General features: G+C 55.5%; 18 protein-coding genes. 10 read left to right on the top strand and 8 right to left on the bottom strand.

Annotated elements, in window-relative coordinates:
* Positions 1-48: 48 nt before the first annotated feature.
* Together DESMU_RS05485 and DESMU_RS05480 are read left to right on the top strand one after the other, a co-directional pair.
* Positions 49-876 carry an NAD(+)/NADH kinase gene (locus DESMU_RS05485; protein ID WP_013562603.1) on the top strand — a complete coding sequence of 276 codons (828 nt, stop codon included), beginning with the start codon at positions 49-51 and terminating at the stop codon, positions 874-876.
* A complete protein-coding gene (locus DESMU_RS05480) occupies positions 866-1,387 on the top strand; it encodes an NOB1 family endonuclease (RefSeq protein ID WP_013562602.1) in 522 nt (173 codons plus the stop codon). Before DESMU_RS05485 ends, DESMU_RS05480 begins: the two co-directional genes overlap by 11 nt.
* Here the strand turns inward: DESMU_RS05480 and DESMU_RS05475 are convergent.
* Complete coding sequence (locus DESMU_RS05475) at positions 1,356-2,498, bottom strand: PUA domain-containing protein (protein ID WP_013562601.1); 1,143 nt, start codon at positions 2,496-2,498, stop codon at positions 1,356-1,358. The two genes, DESMU_RS05480 and DESMU_RS05475, sit on opposite strands and share 32 nt — an antisense overlap.
* Positions 2,499-2,644: 146 nt before the next feature.
* Here DESMU_RS05475 and DESMU_RS05470 point away from each other — a divergent pair, with 146 nt between their 5' ends.
* Together DESMU_RS05470 and DESMU_RS05465 are read left to right on the top strand one after the other, a co-directional pair.
* Positions 2,645-2,962, top strand: coding sequence for a hypothetical protein (locus DESMU_RS05470; protein WP_013562600.1), 318 nt, complete (start codon positions 2,645-2,647; stop codon positions 2,960-2,962).
* A 13-nt stretch (positions 2,963-2,975) separates the two neighbouring features.
* Positions 2,976-3,197: a DUF2283 domain-containing protein gene (locus tag DESMU_RS05465; RefSeq protein ID WP_013562599.1), complete on the top strand. Its 222-nt coding sequence runs from the start codon at positions 2,976-2,978 to the stop codon at positions 3,195-3,197.
* On the opposite strand, the gene DESMU_RS05460 is transcribed toward DESMU_RS05465, so the two are convergent.
* Both DESMU_RS05460 and DESMU_RS05455 read right to left on the bottom strand, forming a co-directional pair.
* Positions 3,166-3,519 (bottom strand): hypothetical protein, encoded by a 354-nt coding sequence (locus tag DESMU_RS05460; protein ID WP_013562598.1) that lies wholly within the window; start codon positions 3,517-3,519, stop codon positions 3,166-3,168. The two genes, DESMU_RS05465 and DESMU_RS05460, sit on opposite strands and share 32 nt — an antisense overlap.
* 4 nt (positions 3,520-3,523) lie before the next feature.
* Complete coding sequence (locus tag DESMU_RS05455; RefSeq protein WP_245526522.1) at positions 3,524-3,802, bottom strand: NifB/NifX family molybdenum-iron cluster-binding protein; 279 nt, start codon at positions 3,800-3,802, stop codon at positions 3,524-3,526.
* Positions 3,803-3,877: 75 nt separating this feature from the next.
* On the opposite strand from DESMU_RS05455, the gene DESMU_RS05450 reads away from it, so the two are divergent.
* Genes DESMU_RS05450 through DESMU_RS05440 form a run of 3 tightly spaced genes read left to right on the top strand, consistent with a single transcriptional unit; the run spans position 3,878 to position 6,282 of the window.
* On the top strand, positions 3,878-4,741 hold the full coding sequence (locus tag DESMU_RS05450; RefSeq protein ID WP_245526422.1) for an N-glycosylase/DNA lyase: 864 nt from the start codon (positions 3,878-3,880) through the stop codon (positions 4,739-4,741).
* Positions 4,742-4,753: 12 nt separating this feature from the next.
* On the top strand, positions 4,754-5,371 hold the full coding sequence (locus DESMU_RS05445) for an HD domain-containing protein (RefSeq protein WP_013562595.1): 618 nt from the start codon (positions 4,754-4,756) through the stop codon (positions 5,369-5,371).
* Between the two features lie 44 nt (positions 5,372-5,415).
* The gene (locus DESMU_RS05440; RefSeq protein WP_013562594.1) at positions 5,416-6,282 is read left to right on the top strand and encodes a hypothetical protein; all 867 of its coding nucleotides are present in this window, start codon (positions 5,416-5,418) and stop codon (positions 6,280-6,282) included.
* A 4-nt stretch (positions 6,283-6,286) separates the two neighbouring features.
* On the opposite strand, the gene DESMU_RS05435 is transcribed toward DESMU_RS05440, so the two are convergent.
* Entirely contained in the window at positions 6,287-6,997 is a 711-nt protein-coding gene (locus tag DESMU_RS05435; RefSeq protein WP_048078579.1) for a metallophosphoesterase family protein, read from the bottom strand.
* Positions 6,998-7,047: 50 nt separating this feature from the next.
* Between DESMU_RS05435 and DESMU_RS05430 the strand changes: the two genes are divergently transcribed.
* Complete coding sequence (locus DESMU_RS05430) at positions 7,048-7,287, top strand: hypothetical protein (protein ID WP_013562592.1); 240 nt, start codon at positions 7,048-7,050, stop codon at positions 7,285-7,287.
* A 4-nt stretch (positions 7,288-7,291) separates the two neighbouring features.
* Here DESMU_RS05430 and DESMU_RS05425 read toward each other — a convergent pair whose 3' ends face one another.
* Positions 7,292-7,477, bottom strand: coding sequence for a ferredoxin family protein (locus DESMU_RS05425; RefSeq protein WP_013562591.1), 186 nt, complete (start codon positions 7,475-7,477; stop codon positions 7,292-7,294).
* Between the two features lie 57 nt (positions 7,478-7,534).
* Here DESMU_RS05425 and DESMU_RS05420 point away from each other — a divergent pair, with 57 nt between their 5' ends.
* On the top strand, positions 7,535-8,227 hold the full coding sequence (locus DESMU_RS05420) for a PHP domain-containing protein (RefSeq protein WP_013562590.1): 693 nt from the start codon (positions 7,535-7,537) through the stop codon (positions 8,225-8,227).
* 20 nt (positions 8,228-8,247) lie between these two features.
* Here the strand turns inward: DESMU_RS05420 and DESMU_RS05415 are convergent, their stop codons facing one another.
* The 3 genes from DESMU_RS05415 to DESMU_RS05405 form a co-directional block, all read right to left on the bottom strand.
* Positions 8,248-10,695 carry a valine--tRNA ligase gene (locus DESMU_RS05415; RefSeq protein WP_013562589.1) on the bottom strand — a complete coding sequence of 816 codons (2,448 nt, stop codon included), beginning with the start codon at positions 10,693-10,695 and terminating at the stop codon, positions 8,248-8,250.
* A 125-nt stretch (positions 10,696-10,820) separates the two neighbouring features.
* Complete coding sequence (locus DESMU_RS05410; RefSeq protein WP_013562588.1) at positions 10,821-11,216, bottom strand: hypothetical protein; 396 nt, start codon at positions 11,214-11,216, stop codon at positions 10,821-10,823.
* Positions 11,217-11,228: 12 nt separating this feature from the next.
* Positions 11,229-12,359: a radical SAM protein gene (locus tag DESMU_RS05405; protein WP_013562587.1), complete on the bottom strand. Its 1,131-nt coding sequence runs from the start codon at positions 12,357-12,359 to the stop codon at positions 11,229-11,231.
* A 312-nt stretch (positions 12,360-12,671) separates the two neighbouring features.
* Here DESMU_RS05405 and DESMU_RS05400 point away from each other — a divergent pair, with 312 nt between their 5' ends.
* Complete coding sequence (locus DESMU_RS05400) at positions 12,672-13,790, top strand: hypothetical protein (RefSeq protein ID WP_013562586.1); 1,119 nt, start codon at positions 12,672-12,674, stop codon at positions 13,788-13,790.
* The last annotated feature ends 8 nt before the right edge of the window (positions 13,791-13,798 follow it).

Raw genomic sequence — 13,798 nt, 5'->3', positions numbered from 1 at the left:
GTATTATTATGAATGAAGGCCTTAAGAGTGTTCACGGATTGATAAGCAATGTACCCTGTTTCATCAGTCTACGTGGTCTACAAGCCGACCAGGGAGTGCATGGATATAGCTAAGAAGTACAGTGACTTATTCAAGGGGAGAGGGGTCAGCGTAGAGGTCTCCACCGTGGATGATGCGAGCACGAGGAGCGTGGTCGACAAGGACCTGGTGCTCAGCGTCGGCGGTGATGGGACTATTCTAAGAATATCGCTGATGCTTCAGGGAGAGTCCACCACCCCCCTGATACTCCCACACCCGTGTGGTAGACGTAACACGTTCTACGACGAGGATATACCATCGGCATCCTTGATCGTTGAGAAAGTGTTGAAAGGGGATTTCATGGTTCAACTCTACCCGAGGGGCAGGGTTTGCGTAAGGGATAGATGCGTGTACTTCCTGAACGAGGCAGCCGTGTTGAACATGGACATGGGTAGGGTGATAGGGTTCACGGTGACGGTGCGTTCAGCCGGCGTCTACTCGAGGTACGACTTTGAGGGAGACGGCTTCATCGTGAGCACGGCGCCTGGCTCAGCCGGCTATAACCTATCTGCTAGAGGCCCCCTTGTAGCCGGCTGGGGCGATGAACTAGTGTTAACGCACTTGAACCCGATGCAGCTCGGCATACCCTCGATAACGCTGCCGGCCTATGTGAGCGTTGTCGAGGCGGCTTCAAGGGGTTACACGGTGCTCTACGTGGACGGTGAGAAAATGAGGCTGCTTGACAGGAGGGAGCCTGTAAGGATAACAGGTGGTGTAGGCTTCTTGAAGCTCGTTAGATTCAGCAGTGGCCGCGACCTGATAAAAATAGTCCTGGGTAAGAGGAGAGTTGTATACTAGCATAATAGTCATCCTGGATACAGGGGGCTTACTAGCCAAGTACTATAGGCTCCTGCCACACCACCTCTACAGGGTCTACACTACGAGGCTGGCGGCAGGCGAGGTGGTGGACGAGGAGAACAAGGCGGCTTTGACAGATGCGCTTGAAGCAGGCCTCCTCGAGGTGCTTGACCCCGATGAGTCATCCTACTCCAGGGTCCTCGAGGAGGCTAGGAGGATAGGTGAGGTTTCAAGGCTCTCGGAGACCGATTTAAGCATCGCGTCACTCGCCGTAATGCTCAGTGGGAGAGGCAAGGTCATCGTTGTGACAGACGACTACAGTCTCCAAAACCTGCTCCTACACCTAGGGGTATCATTCAAGCCCCTGAGAACCAGGGGTATCAGGACTGGGAGAGAGTACTTGGAGTATTGCCCTACATGCGGGTATGTTCCAGCTAAGCCGGGTGAGAAGACGTGTCCTCTCTGCGGGACCCCCTTGACTAGGAGGCGGGCTTCCTCAGCAATGCGATGAAGTGCCCCGGCATGTCGCCGCTTAGCGGGGTATACCTGTAGCCCACGACCCCCCTGTAAGAGGTCTTCTCCGAGAACGGCGGGCTGGATTCAAGCTCCACGCTCTCCAATCCAAGCTCTTCGACAGCGTACACTATGTTCTCCTCGTTTTCCTCAAGGGTAAGCGTGCACGTCGAGTAAACAATGTAGCCACCAGGCTTCACCACCCTGGCAGCCGCCTTAAGGAACTGCCTCTGGTAGCTTGAGAGGCTGGCTACATCCCTGACGCCCCTGTCGTCTACGAGCCTGGGTCTGACGCCGAGGTTACTGCATGGTGGGTCGACGAGAACCCTGTCCGCTTTACCGGCTAGCTTGAAGTCTAAATGCGCATACCGTGAGTCGTAGGGGACGGCGATCACATTTAGATTCAAACCCAGGTTTGTAAGCGTCTCTTTAAGCTTCTCAACCTTCCCGGGGCTCCTGTCGAAGGCCACGACCAGTGCCCTACCCCTTGTCAACTGGACTATATGGCTTGTCTTACCCCCGGGCGAGGCATTCATGTCTACTACTAGCTCACCGGGCTCCGGCCCCAGGATCCTCGATGTCCCAATGCTCGGGTATCCCTGCGGGTAGAAGAGCCCCTGCGAGTAGATGTCGAGCTCACTTAGCCGGGGAGCCCTGAACGGTGAGGACGTATTGTACGCCACCAAGCCTTTCTCAGCCCTGTGGAGGCTTCTCGAGGATACTGTCGCCTCCAGGCATGCAACCGGGGTCCCATGCCTGGTCACAGCGAGAAGCCTATCCCCCTTCCTGAAGGAGCTTGACTTAACCACTCCTGGACGGTAGAGGTTTGCGCCGAGCATTAGGGATACAGCTGTTTTCTCATCGACGACCACGCGGTTTTCAGCATTGCATTCAAGGGGGAAGGGGCCCTCCACCTCCACGTAGACTGCTTCCTCAACGTGTTCATCCATGTATGCCTGTACTCCCCGGCTCCTTAAGAGCTCGACCAGCCTAACCGGGGTGATCCTCAATGTGTTCACCCGTAGATACATGCGTCGCGGAGGCCTCCTCAACCCTTCAACCAAGGCGTCGGCGAGGCTACCGTAGGGCTTGACCAGTAGATCCCTCACTCCCAGCGCCCCTCCATCACTCCTGGATCCCTGTGGTTAACGGTTATTATGCTGTACCATGGCGTGCACGGTGGGTTCATTGGGTGCGGCTTGCAGACAGACTTATTAGAGATTAAACACATGTCTCCACTAGGAGGGTGGTCGACATGGCTGACACCAGGATATCCGATAAGGAGCTTGATGAGGCCTTGATGGAGAAGCAGGAGAAGAAGCCTGCTGACGAGAAGCAGCGCTGGATAAACAGGATTATGAGGAGCGCTAAACAGTACCATAAGATATGCCCCTACTACGATAAGAGGACGAAGATGTGCTTCCTGCTAATGGGGACTAAGTGTGAGAGGGACGGCAAGTTCGATATATGCCCGGTCTTCAAGTCGTTCCTGGAGAAGAAGTACGATGAATACAAGTCTAAAAACATGCCCCTACCCTTAGACTTCGCGGATGTCGTGGCATCACCACTGTGAAGGTGGCGTGGTCTTGGAGGGCAGGAGGTACTACGTGGAGAACCCGGAGAAAATAGTCTTCGAGTACGATCAGCAGAGCGACATACTCTACATATACTTCACTGATGAAGAGCAGGAGGCCGATGAAGAAATACTCGGCGAGGACGGGGACACGGCTTTCAGGGTGAAGCAGGGCAGGATACTCTCCATAATGGTCATGAACTTCAGTAGGAAGGCGGGGTTCTCCCCCGTTTAAAACCCCCGTCCCACGGCCTCTCAGGGCCCCGGGGGGACGGGGCTTCGAAGCCTCTTTCAAGGATCCTTATGAGCGTCTGGGAGGGTGGTAGGGTGCTGAGTACTTCGTCGAGGAGCCTGCCCGGCGGGTTGACGAGGTCTATTAGTAGTGAGTCCTTGATTAATGTGATCAACGTGAAGGAGTCCTCGCCACAGTAGAAAAGCCTGGGTTTGCCCACGCCTGTCTCAACCTCCCTACACCCTGCGTCAGCCAGCTTCTTAACCAGGTTTCCCAGGGCTTCCGCCCCTGGGGAGTTAACGTCTATAGCGTAGTGCTCCACCATGGTTTCACCAGGTGAAAAACTCCTTTACGACGTCTACTACGCTGCCTGCCCTTGTCTCAACTATTTTAATGCCTGCCTCCTCAACGGGCTCCCGGTTCTCCCTTGTAATCCCCCTGGTGAAGAGCACCCATGCATCGTACTCCTCGACTACGTCCTCGAGGAGGTCCGGTGTCACGGGTCTTCCAAGGGATTTAACTGGCCGTCCCTCCTCAACATCGTAGACGAGCAGTTTTTCCGCTGCCTCGAAGCTTGAAACCTCGTCGTCTCTCACAGTGATCAACACGTACTTCAACGCGATGCACCATTCCAACCCTGGATCGATGACTCTTAATGCTGGCCCTCATTATTAAGAATAGCCGTGCAGGGGGTGTTAATGCTGGTTTTCAACTATGACAGGGCGTGCAGGGTTGGCGAGGCTGTCGGGCTGGCTGGGCATGTAATCACGTTACTGAAGCACGGGGACCCGCAGTTCAAGGCTGTCGTAAACCTCTTGGAGGCCAGGGGCGCCGGGGAGGCTGCTGTACTAGTCATAGCTAACAGCCTTGTCAGCTACCAGCTTAACACGCGTGGGGAGGAATACTGGTACAGGTTCTCCGAGTACTTCAGGGACGCCTCTAGGAGTGTTACGCCTGAGGAACTGCTCGCATTCATGTCCTCCACAGGCTTGAACACAAGGCTCCTCGAGCAGAAGAAGAGGAGGCTTTCAGCATTCTTCGCCTCAAGCCTCTCCAGGAGGCTCAATACGGATGGACTCGTGTACTGTGGGGATTTAAGAGGCCTCTACGACGAGCTCACAGGGCTCTACGGGGGCGGCTACTCGAAGACCGTTGCGTTCGCTGTGAAGATGTACTGGTACCTTTGCGAGGCATCCGGGCTCAAGCCTGTTGCAAAAGGGGTTCCCCCACCACTCGACCTGAGGAACTCCCTGCTCCTCTGCTCATCCTGTATCGCCGAGGGCTATGGGTCCCTCGAGGACTGCGTCGAGGCAGTTATGTCGAGGAATAGGAGGGAGGCTCTCAAGGCTCTCCAAGTGATGTGCGAGTGCAGTGGCCTCGACTGCCTGGAGCTCGATGTCCTCACATGGCTTATAGTAGGGGTTTTAAGGGACACGGGCTTCGATACCCAGGGTTCCCGTGCAGTGCTACGGGAGCGGTTTAATATAGAGATCCCTGATGAGATACTACGGGAGTTTTCGAGGTGCAGCAAGCGTTTCAACCCGTAAGGGTGGTTGCCCATGGAGCCTGTGGGGCTCGTTGAGAAAATATGTAGGGCCCTCTACGACACTTCCCTTGAACACGGGTGGCCTCATGTTGAAAGAGTACTGGGCTACTCGCTCAAGATAGCTAGGGAGGGAGGAGTGGTAGTCGACGAGGAGCTCCTCAAGCTTGCAGTGTTCCTCCACGACCTCGGCAGGATGATCGGGGAGCCCCACGCCTACTACTCGGCTCTCGCCGCTGAGGAGCTGCTCGTGGAGCTGGGGCTCCCAAGGGACAGGGTTGAAGCCGTGGTCGACGCGATTAAGGCGCACTCCTTCAGCTTCAACAGGTCGGGTGCATCTGGTTCAACCCTCTCCATGATTCTCAGCGACGCTGATAAGCTGGATGCGCTTGGCTTGATAGGCTTCATAAGGGTGTTCCTCTACGGTGAGAGGCATGGGAGGAGCCTTGAGGAGTCCCTTAAACACTTCGATGAGAAAATACTGAGGCTTGAGGGACTTATGCGGCTCGAGTACTCTAGGAGGCTTGCAAGATGCCTGAGCGAGAGAACCCGCTTCTTGCTCAGCATGCTTGGCGAGGAGCTTAGGCAGGAGTGTAACGCTGGCTCCACTAGTGCATCCTTATCCATTGATTAATATTAGCCTCAGCCAGCATAATTTAAGGAGCGAGGGTTCACTCCATGAGCCTTGAGGCAGCGAAGATACTTGTCTACGGTGCATTAAACGGGTTGAACACTTACGTGAAGCCGGGCGGCCTCCACAGGTTGAGGCCTGATAAGCTGTTCGATGAAGTAGTATGCAACATCGTGTCATCCCTCGACGGTATTGTTGAAGCCTATGAGGAGGGTGAGAGGGTTAGGAGGGGTGAGAAGGCTTTAACAAGCGTGGAGCTCGGGAGGCTCCTAGCTAAGGCCTACAGGGAGGCTTACAGGGTGTGTGGCGCCGTCCACCCGGAGTACTACACCCCTGTACTCGTCGCATCCATGGCGCTCAGCCACAGCGGGGTTGAAAGCGTGTTAAGCGACCCAAGCAGGTTTAAGAGGTCGATGGACTCGATCCTTGCGGCGGGGAAGTGGAGTGATGTGAAACACTACATGGATACATTGAGGTCCGTGGGGAGGGATGACATGAGTGAGCACCTCTCCTCAACGGGTTTAACACAGGTATCCCTGATACAGGGCGGGGCGTCGCTAGCCGATGTCTTCCGTGCACTTGGATCCCGTTGGCCCGGCTTCATACTCCTGGATCCAAGGGAGGGCCTCCTCTTAAACGGGTTGAGGAGGCTTGTTGAGTACTATAGGAAGACGAGGAGCTCGCAGACCGCTCTACTAATGCTCTACCTCGACATGCTGGAGGAGAGGCTGAGTGAACAGTACAGGGGGATGGTGTCGGAGGCCAGGAGGCTTGGACTCATGTCAACCCTCAACGGGGCTAGGAGACTCTACGAGCTTGACACGGCGTTGAGGAAGAGTAACCTGGTCTTCAACGGGCTTGTGGAGCAAGTGGTTAACTTGTCCTCGCTGGCGGCGCTTGAAGGGGTCAGATAGCCGCCTATACTTCCACCTCAACTATTCTCCCCCTCGCCGGCAACGCGACATTATATACTTTGACACCGCCTACTTCAACGCTTTCAACGGCCCCGTTATGGGCGTGCCCGTGTATCACTGCCTTCAGCAACCCGCTGTGTCTCGCTATGACCTCCTCCATTCTCACAGATGCGAGATAAGGGTATACGGCAGGGTTCTCCCCGATAAGGTTCCTATGGGTCACCCCGTAGTGCGTGACGAGCAGGATGGGTAGGTGTGTCGACGATGCATCGCTTAAAAGCTCTGATAGCCTGGCCGGTAGCTCACTGTAATACCTGGCTAGCCCTGGGAGGTTTTTCTCTTGCCACTTAGTCGGCTTATCGAGCGCCCCTCTTGGGCCGACGACTACGAGCCGGCTTCCACGGGCCTCCAGGATCCTGTAGGAGTCGTTGAGGAACACTACGTCCCTGTATTTCTCCATGTACTCTTTTTCAAAGCCACGGTACTCCTCGTTCCCGAAGACGGCTACTATGGGTGTTCCAGGGTGCCTTGTTTTCAGGAGGCTTAGTACGCGTCCGTATTCAGCTATGTTGTTGCGTTCCACGACGTCGCCTGCCAGCACGAAGACATCTGGATCGCACCGTGACTCCTCTAGTGCCTTCTTGAAGAGCTCCAGGTGTCTTGGGCTATGTATGTCTGATGAGGCGCAGACCGTGGTCAAGCCGCGTGTCCCCAATAATTTTATAAAGTCCCCTTGGACTGTTAAGCATTAAGGGGTGTTGAGACATGACGATAGGCTTGCTTAAAGGCGTGAACAAGTCGGGGCATAAGGGGTGGACGACGGAGAAGTGTGCTATATGTGGTACAACGCTTGACTTCGTCAGCGGTTACGAGGCTAAGAACATCTACTACTGTCCCAGATGCGTTAGCCAGGGTTTGAAGGCCTACTTCTGCAGTGCGGACGCTAGGGTCCTCCACTATAAGTGCCCGTATTGTAAAGGCGAGTTGAAGCCATACTATGCTTAGCGGCCTACTCCTCCCCAACCACCTTTACGGCGCCGGCAGGGCATAGGGGTTCGCAGGCATAGCACTCCACGCATCTCTCCGCCTCAACCACTATCCTGCCCTCCCTCAGCGTGAAGACGAATGCTGGACAGTATTCGACGCACAGCATGCACAGCGTGCACTTGGATTCATCGAGGAGTATCCTCGTCAACTCCTACACCATTATATACGGGCATATGTATACAGGCTTAAAACGGTGTGGGCAGGGATGATCGTAGCCGACCTACATGTTCACTCAAGCTACAGTGATGGGAGGGCGGGTCCCCGGGAGATCCTCAGGTATGCCGCCCTTAAGGGGGTTGGCGTCATCGCTATAACCGACCATGACACGTTTAGAGGCGGGTTAGAGGGCTACAGGCTTTCAAGGGAGGCTGCGGGCACTGGGTCCCCGGGGGTTCTTGTGGTGCCCGGGATAGAGTTGAGGAGCAGTGGCGGCGACATACTGGTGTACTGTGAGGGCGAGGTTGACTTGCCGCGTGAGATACAGCTGCTCATAGATAAGGCACATGAGTCTAACTGCGTGGTTGCACCTGCACACCCCTTCGACACGTGGAGGCATGGGATCGGGGAGTTAATCTACGAGTATAAAGGGTGGGATGCTGTAGAGGTGTGGAACTCTCATGCACCCAGGGGGGCGAACAGGAAGGCTATGGAGGCAGCCCGCCTCCTGGGTAAGCCCGGCTTAGCGAGCAGTGATGCACATGTACCGGAGCACATAGGCTCAGCCTACACGTATATATTGCTCGACAACGCGTCAAGCATAGTGGACGTGCTTGAAGCAATCAGAAAGGGGCTTGTGAAACCCCATCCTGGAAGCCTCTCCGTGAGAGAGAACATAGAGAGGTTTTCCTGGAGCATAGAGTACAGGGTTAGGAGACTAGCCGGCTCGAAGAAACAGTGACCAGGGGCGTGTAGAAGGGTTTAAACCGCCTCCCCAGCTATGTAGACTCCTCCACCTATGTCGACGGCGTTGCTCGGCGGCTCATCGTAGAGCACCGTGTTCTCCAGTCTATGCAGGTCCTTGAGCTCCTCTAGGACGCCTTCGAGGGCCCTGGGCAGGTAGACCGTGGTTTTCAATGGGTCGCTGAGCTTCAACCCCTTCTTCTTCTTGTACCCCCATATCGCTGAGTCAGCATTCATTACCCTGTCCACTAGGTCGTGGGGTTGTTTAAGGTGTTCTTCAAGGGGCTCGGGGAATCTCTCGGTGTGGACGCTTCTCCCGTAGAGCTCCCTGTATATGGCGTCCGTTATGAAAGGCATGATGGGTGCGAGTGCTCTGAGCACTGCTTTAAGAGTGTAGTGTAATGTGTACCATGCGGCCTTCTGCTCTAGCTCACTGTACTTGCCCTCCCTGTTGTACGCCCTTGACTTTGTTAGCTCAATGTAGTGGGATGCGAAGTAGTTCCATGTGAACTGGTATAGCTCGTTCACTGGCTCGTAGACGTCTAGCTCACTGTATGCTTTATCCACTTTCTCAAGCACTCTGCCCAGGTACGCTAGCGTCGCCTTATCGATCTCTCTGAGCTCGTAGTCCACTGGCTCGGGGAAGCTGGATATGTACCTGGCTATGTTCCAGAGTTTCGTCGCGAAGAGTAGGCCTGTCCTCAGGGTTTGCTCCGAGAACCTGTAGTCGTAGCCTAGCTTCGCGCTTGCCGCCGCCCAGTACCTGAATGCATCTGCACCATACTTCTCTATGAATGGGTCTGGATCTATCACGTTCCCTTTCGACTTATGCATGGCTTCCCCTTTCTCATCGAGCCCCATCCCGGTTATCCTAACCCATTTGAAGGCTGGTTTACCCGTCAACTGGTATACTCTTAGAAGCGAGTAGTAGAGCCATGTCCTAATAATGTCCTGCCCCTGGGGTCTCAGGGTGTGCTTGAAGGCCTTCTCGAAGAGCGCCGGGTTCCTCATGTAGTGGGTTACGTATAGGACGCTTATACTGCTGTCAAACCATGTGTCGAAGACCTTTGACTCACCCACTAGGCTCTCCCTGGGTGCACCGCAGACAGGGCACTTATCCCATGGCGCTGGATCCCTCCACGGCCTGTAATACCTACCTGGCTCCGGTAGGAGTATGGAGCCGCATCTACTGCACCTCCATAAGGGTATCTCTGTGGCATAGTACCTGTCCTTGCTTATCGGCCAGTCTGTTGAAACACTGTTCACCCAGTCGACCAGCTTCCTCTTGTGTAACGGTGGCTTGAAGTCTATTTGCTCGATTAGCTTTAAGAGTGCGTCCTTGAACTCGAGCTGCTTCAGGAACCACTCCTTCGAGTTCACTATCTGTATAGGGGTCTTACACCTCCAGCACACCGGGATGCTGTGCCTAATCCTCTCCTTCTTAACCAGTAGGCCCTTGGACTCCAGGATCTCCGCTATCTTGACCCTGGCCTCCTCGGGCTTCAACCCGGCGATGGGCCCGGCTTCCTCCGTGAGGTAGCCGTCCTTGCTGACTATTACGAGGGGTTCGAGGCCTAGATCCCTGAACATTTTTACATCGGCTTGATCCCCGTAGCTGCACACCATGACTAGCCCGGTGCCGTAGCCCGGGTCTACTTCCTCGTATTCGAGTATGGGCATCTCGTGGCCGTACACCGGGTTTACTGCATGCATACCCTTGTACTTCGAGTATCTTTCATCACCAGGATGGTAGACGAGTGCCTTACAGGAGCGCAGTAGCTCGGGCCTCGTGGTGGCTACCACGAGGTGTTCCCCGGTCTCCTTCACCTGGAACCTTATGTAGTATAGGTAGGTGTCTTCTTCAACATACTCTAGTTCCGCGTCGGCTAGTGAGGTCCTGCACCTGGGGCACCAGTTGACGGGTCTCTCAGCCTCGTATATGAGGCCCTTCTTATAGAGCTCTATGAAGGTTGCCTGCGTGATCCTCCTGTACTCCTCGCTGTCCGTCCCATTCTTCCAGTATTGGAAGCTGCATCCAAGCCTCCTCCACACGGATACTATGTCTCTCTCAGCCTTATCGAGGAACTCTCTGCAGAGCTTGAGGAAGTGCTCCCTGCCCTCCGGGGTTGAGGAGAGCTTATGGGGGTTCACCTTGTAGGCTTTCTCAACCTGTACCTCTACGGGTAGCCCGTTTCTATCAGCGTAGAAGGGGACGAGTACGTTGTATCCCTTCATCCTGAAGTATCTTGCAACCATGTCTATTTGAGCGTAGTGGGCGGCGCCGCCTACATGCCACTTCCCGCTTGCGTATGGGGGAGGCGTGTCGATCGCTATGATCTCCCTGGGGTCCCCTGGGTCTGCTTTGAACTCGTGGATGCCTTCCCCCTCCCATTTATCCAGTAGTTCCCTTTCTCTTCCAGGATCCCATCTTGTCTCACGTAGCCTTGGCTCGAAGCGTTGCTCCATGGCGTGTAACCCCCTTTCCACATCCTGCTTCACGGGGCATGGGTTGCCGGTGGCCCGCGTGAACGCCTAGTGCTATGAGCAGTATGAGATGCTTCGATACATATAAGCTTTTCCAGCCCGCTGCGCTATACTGGTTCAGCGCCCTCGGCGCACCCCTCCCTGGTGCAACCTATTAGCCGCCATGACGCCCTGTAGAGGGCTTCCACATCACTGTAGGAGGGCTTTCTCCCCATGATCCATTTAACGTTCACTGTTTCACGGGTTTCCTTCACCCTGACCCCTATGACCACCGTCTTAACCACTCCTTCAACCCCTGTGTCGACGAGGGCCGCCGTGGATCCGGGTTCAAGCTCCTTTACTAGGAGGCATGTGTCCCCGATGCATTTCTCCATGTGCCCTGTGAAGACCCATTCATCCCTGTATACGTCTACCGACACAGTGTAGTGGTCTCCCTCCTCGATGACTAAGACCCTGTAGTGCTCGCTGAAATAGTACTCTGATACCCCGGCTGACTGGCTCAACCAGTGTTCACCTCACGATACTTGACGGTACTCTATGCCCAGGCTATCCGCTATCTCGTACGCCGCCTTTAACTCTGCGGTACTAGGCCTCCTAGCTATCTCCTGGTAGAGGCGGGGGTATCGTGCTACAAGGTGTTCCGGCCTGTATTGATCCATGATGTTGACGAGTGCTCTCGGCGTGTTGGACGCGATCCATTCGAGAACCCTCCTGGTGCAGCACTCTACGTGGCCGGGTAGCACGAGGTGCCTTATAATAATGTCTCCTGAGTCGTGTGCAGCCTTAATGTTCCTTGTCGCAACCTCCCAGTAGTTTCTAACCTTGCTCAACCTCCAAGCACACTCGTTGCTCCCGTATTTGAGGTCTGGGAGCCATATGTCAACAATGTCTATGAGGAGCCTCATGGACTCCCAGCTCATATACATATTGCTGTTCCATAACTGGGGCACGTTTACATCGAGGTGTTTGAGGCTTTCAAGTATGAAGGGGAGGTGTGGCGTGGGTTCGCCTCCCACATGGTTTATGTTCCTGGCCCCGTTGAGCCTGAGCCACCTCTGTATGATGGCAAGCCTCCCCGGTGCAACTCTTTCACCGCTCCTGGCGTGGACCTGGCTTATCTCCCAGTTCTGACAGTAGACACACTTGAAGTTGCAGCCCCCGTAGAAGACGGTTCCACTCGGAACCAGCGGGGCCTCCTCCCCCATGTGGTGGAAGTAGCTGTGCACTATGCACTCCTTGTCGACTAGGCAGACGCCTGGCTTCCCCTGGGTTCTCCTCGCACCACACCTCCTCTCGCAGAGTATGCATCCATCGATCAACCTGTATGCGATCGCTATCTTCACATCGAGGTAGCTGTAGCGGGGCTCCCCCAGCCTCCACGCGTCCAACCCTCTCTCGGAGACGTCTCTTAGAAGTGACTCATGCTCTCTTGAAGCCCTGTCATGCATTCTCCATAGTTCTTCAAGGGACTCCTCCGCATAGGGGTCGCTGTCAACCGGGATCCTCCTAGCCACCATGAATCTAGCCGGCTTCTCATCCCTCATGACACTGTGGTACCATGACAGCCTCTCAGCGACCACGGGGTCGCTCCACACGGTCAGGGCGTCCGGCCTGTAGGTTAAGAGTGTTTTAAACCAGTCGAGCATCACTCCTCCTCTACCAGCCTGCTCCGCGGCCTCCCCGAGATAGGTTATCCCCTTCCCTCCTTATATCCAACCTACACCGGCCGCATTCAACTACAGGGGCTGGAGCCCCCGCGTGCTCAGGATGAGAGCTCTTCTTCACCTCTCCGCCGGTTTGCTCCTCATCACTGATTCAATGGATACTGGTTCAACGGGTTTATTAATGCATCATGGGACGCGGGATTGTTCCAAGCGGGTGGAACGGTTACAGGTGTTGTTTCAGTCTAGCCCTTATTTTTAACGGTCGCCATATAGGTGGCTTGAGGTGAGGTGTGAATGGATGTAAGAATACTCGGGTTGATAGCCCTGGTGGCTCTACTGCTGCCAACAGCATCGCTAGTTGTGCCGGTCGCGGTAGCCGGGGACAGCGACGAGGTCGTTGAGGCCGGTGAAGGCACGGTTAACATCACTGTCCCGGTGCTGTCCTTCGAGGACGCGTTGAACCTGGCTTACACGGTGAGGAACCTGACTTACGAGCTATTCCAGTGGGAGATAAGCCGCAACGTGACCGCTGCGAACGTGACCCTTACCGTGGGCGACAGGTTCCTGGCTAGGGCGCTGGAGTTGAAGGATAACGCTACCAGGAAAGCCACGGTCTTCGCCGTCGTCGCAGCGATACACTACGGCCACGCGCCGGCGTTCGCGCACCCGGTGCTCGCGAGAGTGGTGAAGGGGAGCCTCGGCGAGAACGGCACCGTGACGGCTGACACCGTGAACGCTGTTCTCAGCGCTTCAAGCGAGTTAAAGTCGATACTGCTGAACGCCGTGGGCTACGCTGAGTCGAAGGGATACAACACCACGCTGGCTGAGGCGTGGATAGCGAGGGGCGATAACGCTACTGCGACAGCCCAGCAGCTGCTCGCCGCGGGCAACGTGACGGCGGGCTTCAGGCACGCGGTCGCAGGCTACAGGATGTACGTGAAAGCGTACTCCGTGCTCGTGAAGACTGTGTTCGCCCAGTTCCTCAGGGATCTCGGAATAGTGAGGGCTAAAGCGTTCCTGCCACCCGGCTTGATCGACAAGCTACCCGTTGAGCTGAGGAGCGAGCTGAAGGCGAGGATCGAGAAGGGCGAGGTTAAGTCGATAAGGGACGTCGTCGGCGAGGTCAGGAAGGAGATACAGTTGAGGGCGGAGGAGAGGAGGGAGCGCGAGTACAGGCAGGTGGCCAGCATAATGGCGGCGGCGCTGGCGAAGCTCAGCAGGTCGCTCCCGCTGCACGGGAGGCAGCTCTACGACTTTTGCTACGATATAGTCAGGGACGTCGCCTCCAGGACCAACGCCACGGGACTGCAGCTGCTCCAGCTATCCCTCCAGGAGCTCCAGGGCAAGCTCAGCAACCTGAACATACAGCAGGAGTTCCAGAGCTCAGTGGTTAAGATCCGTGTGAAACACTAAACCCTTCC

Source organism: Desulfurococcus mucosus DSM 2162 (genome assembly GCF_000186365.1).
GTDB classification, from domain to species: Archaea; Thermoproteota; Thermoprotei_A; order Sulfolobales; family Desulfurococcaceae; genus Desulfurococcus; species Desulfurococcus mucosus.
The sequence above is the reverse complement of the archived record's forward strand: the minus strand, read 5'-3'. Positions and strand labels throughout refer to the sequence as shown.

Excerpts from the sequence above, each read along its gene's own strand:
- DESMU_RS05485 (WP_013562603.1), top strand. The coding sequence starts at position 49 with ATGTACCCTGTTTCATCAGTCTACGTGGTCTACAAGCCGACCAGGGAG.
- DESMU_RS05470 (WP_013562600.1), top strand. The coding sequence starts at position 2,645 with ATGGCTGACACCAGGATATCCGATAAGGAGCTTGATGAGGCCTTGATG.
- DESMU_RS05460 (WP_013562598.1), bottom strand. The coding sequence starts at position 3,519 with ATGGTGGAGCACTACGCTATAGACGTTAACTCCCCAGGGGCGGAAGCC.
- DESMU_RS05445 (WP_013562595.1), top strand. The coding sequence starts at position 4,754 with ATGGAGCCTGTGGGGCTCGTTGAGAAAATATGTAGGGCCCTCTACGAC.
- DESMU_RS05440 (WP_013562594.1), top strand. The coding sequence starts at position 5,416 with ATGAGCCTTGAGGCAGCGAAGATACTTGTCTACGGTGCATTAAACGGG.
- DESMU_RS05430 (WP_013562592.1), top strand. The coding sequence starts at position 7,048 with ATGACGATAGGCTTGCTTAAAGGCGTGAACAAGTCGGGGCATAAGGGG.
- DESMU_RS05420 (WP_013562590.1), top strand. The coding sequence starts at position 7,535 with ATGATCGTAGCCGACCTACATGTTCACTCAAGCTACAGTGATGGGAGG.
- DESMU_RS05415 (WP_013562589.1), bottom strand. The coding sequence starts at position 10,695 with ATGGAGCAACGCTTCGAGCCAAGGCTACGTGAGACAAGATGGGATCCT.
- DESMU_RS05405 (WP_013562587.1), bottom strand. The coding sequence starts at position 12,359 with ATGCTCGACTGGTTTAAAACACTCTTAACCTACAGGCCGGACGCCCTG.
- DESMU_RS05400 (WP_013562586.1), top strand. The coding sequence starts at position 12,672 with ATGGATGTAAGAATACTCGGGTTGATAGCCCTGGTGGCTCTACTGCTG.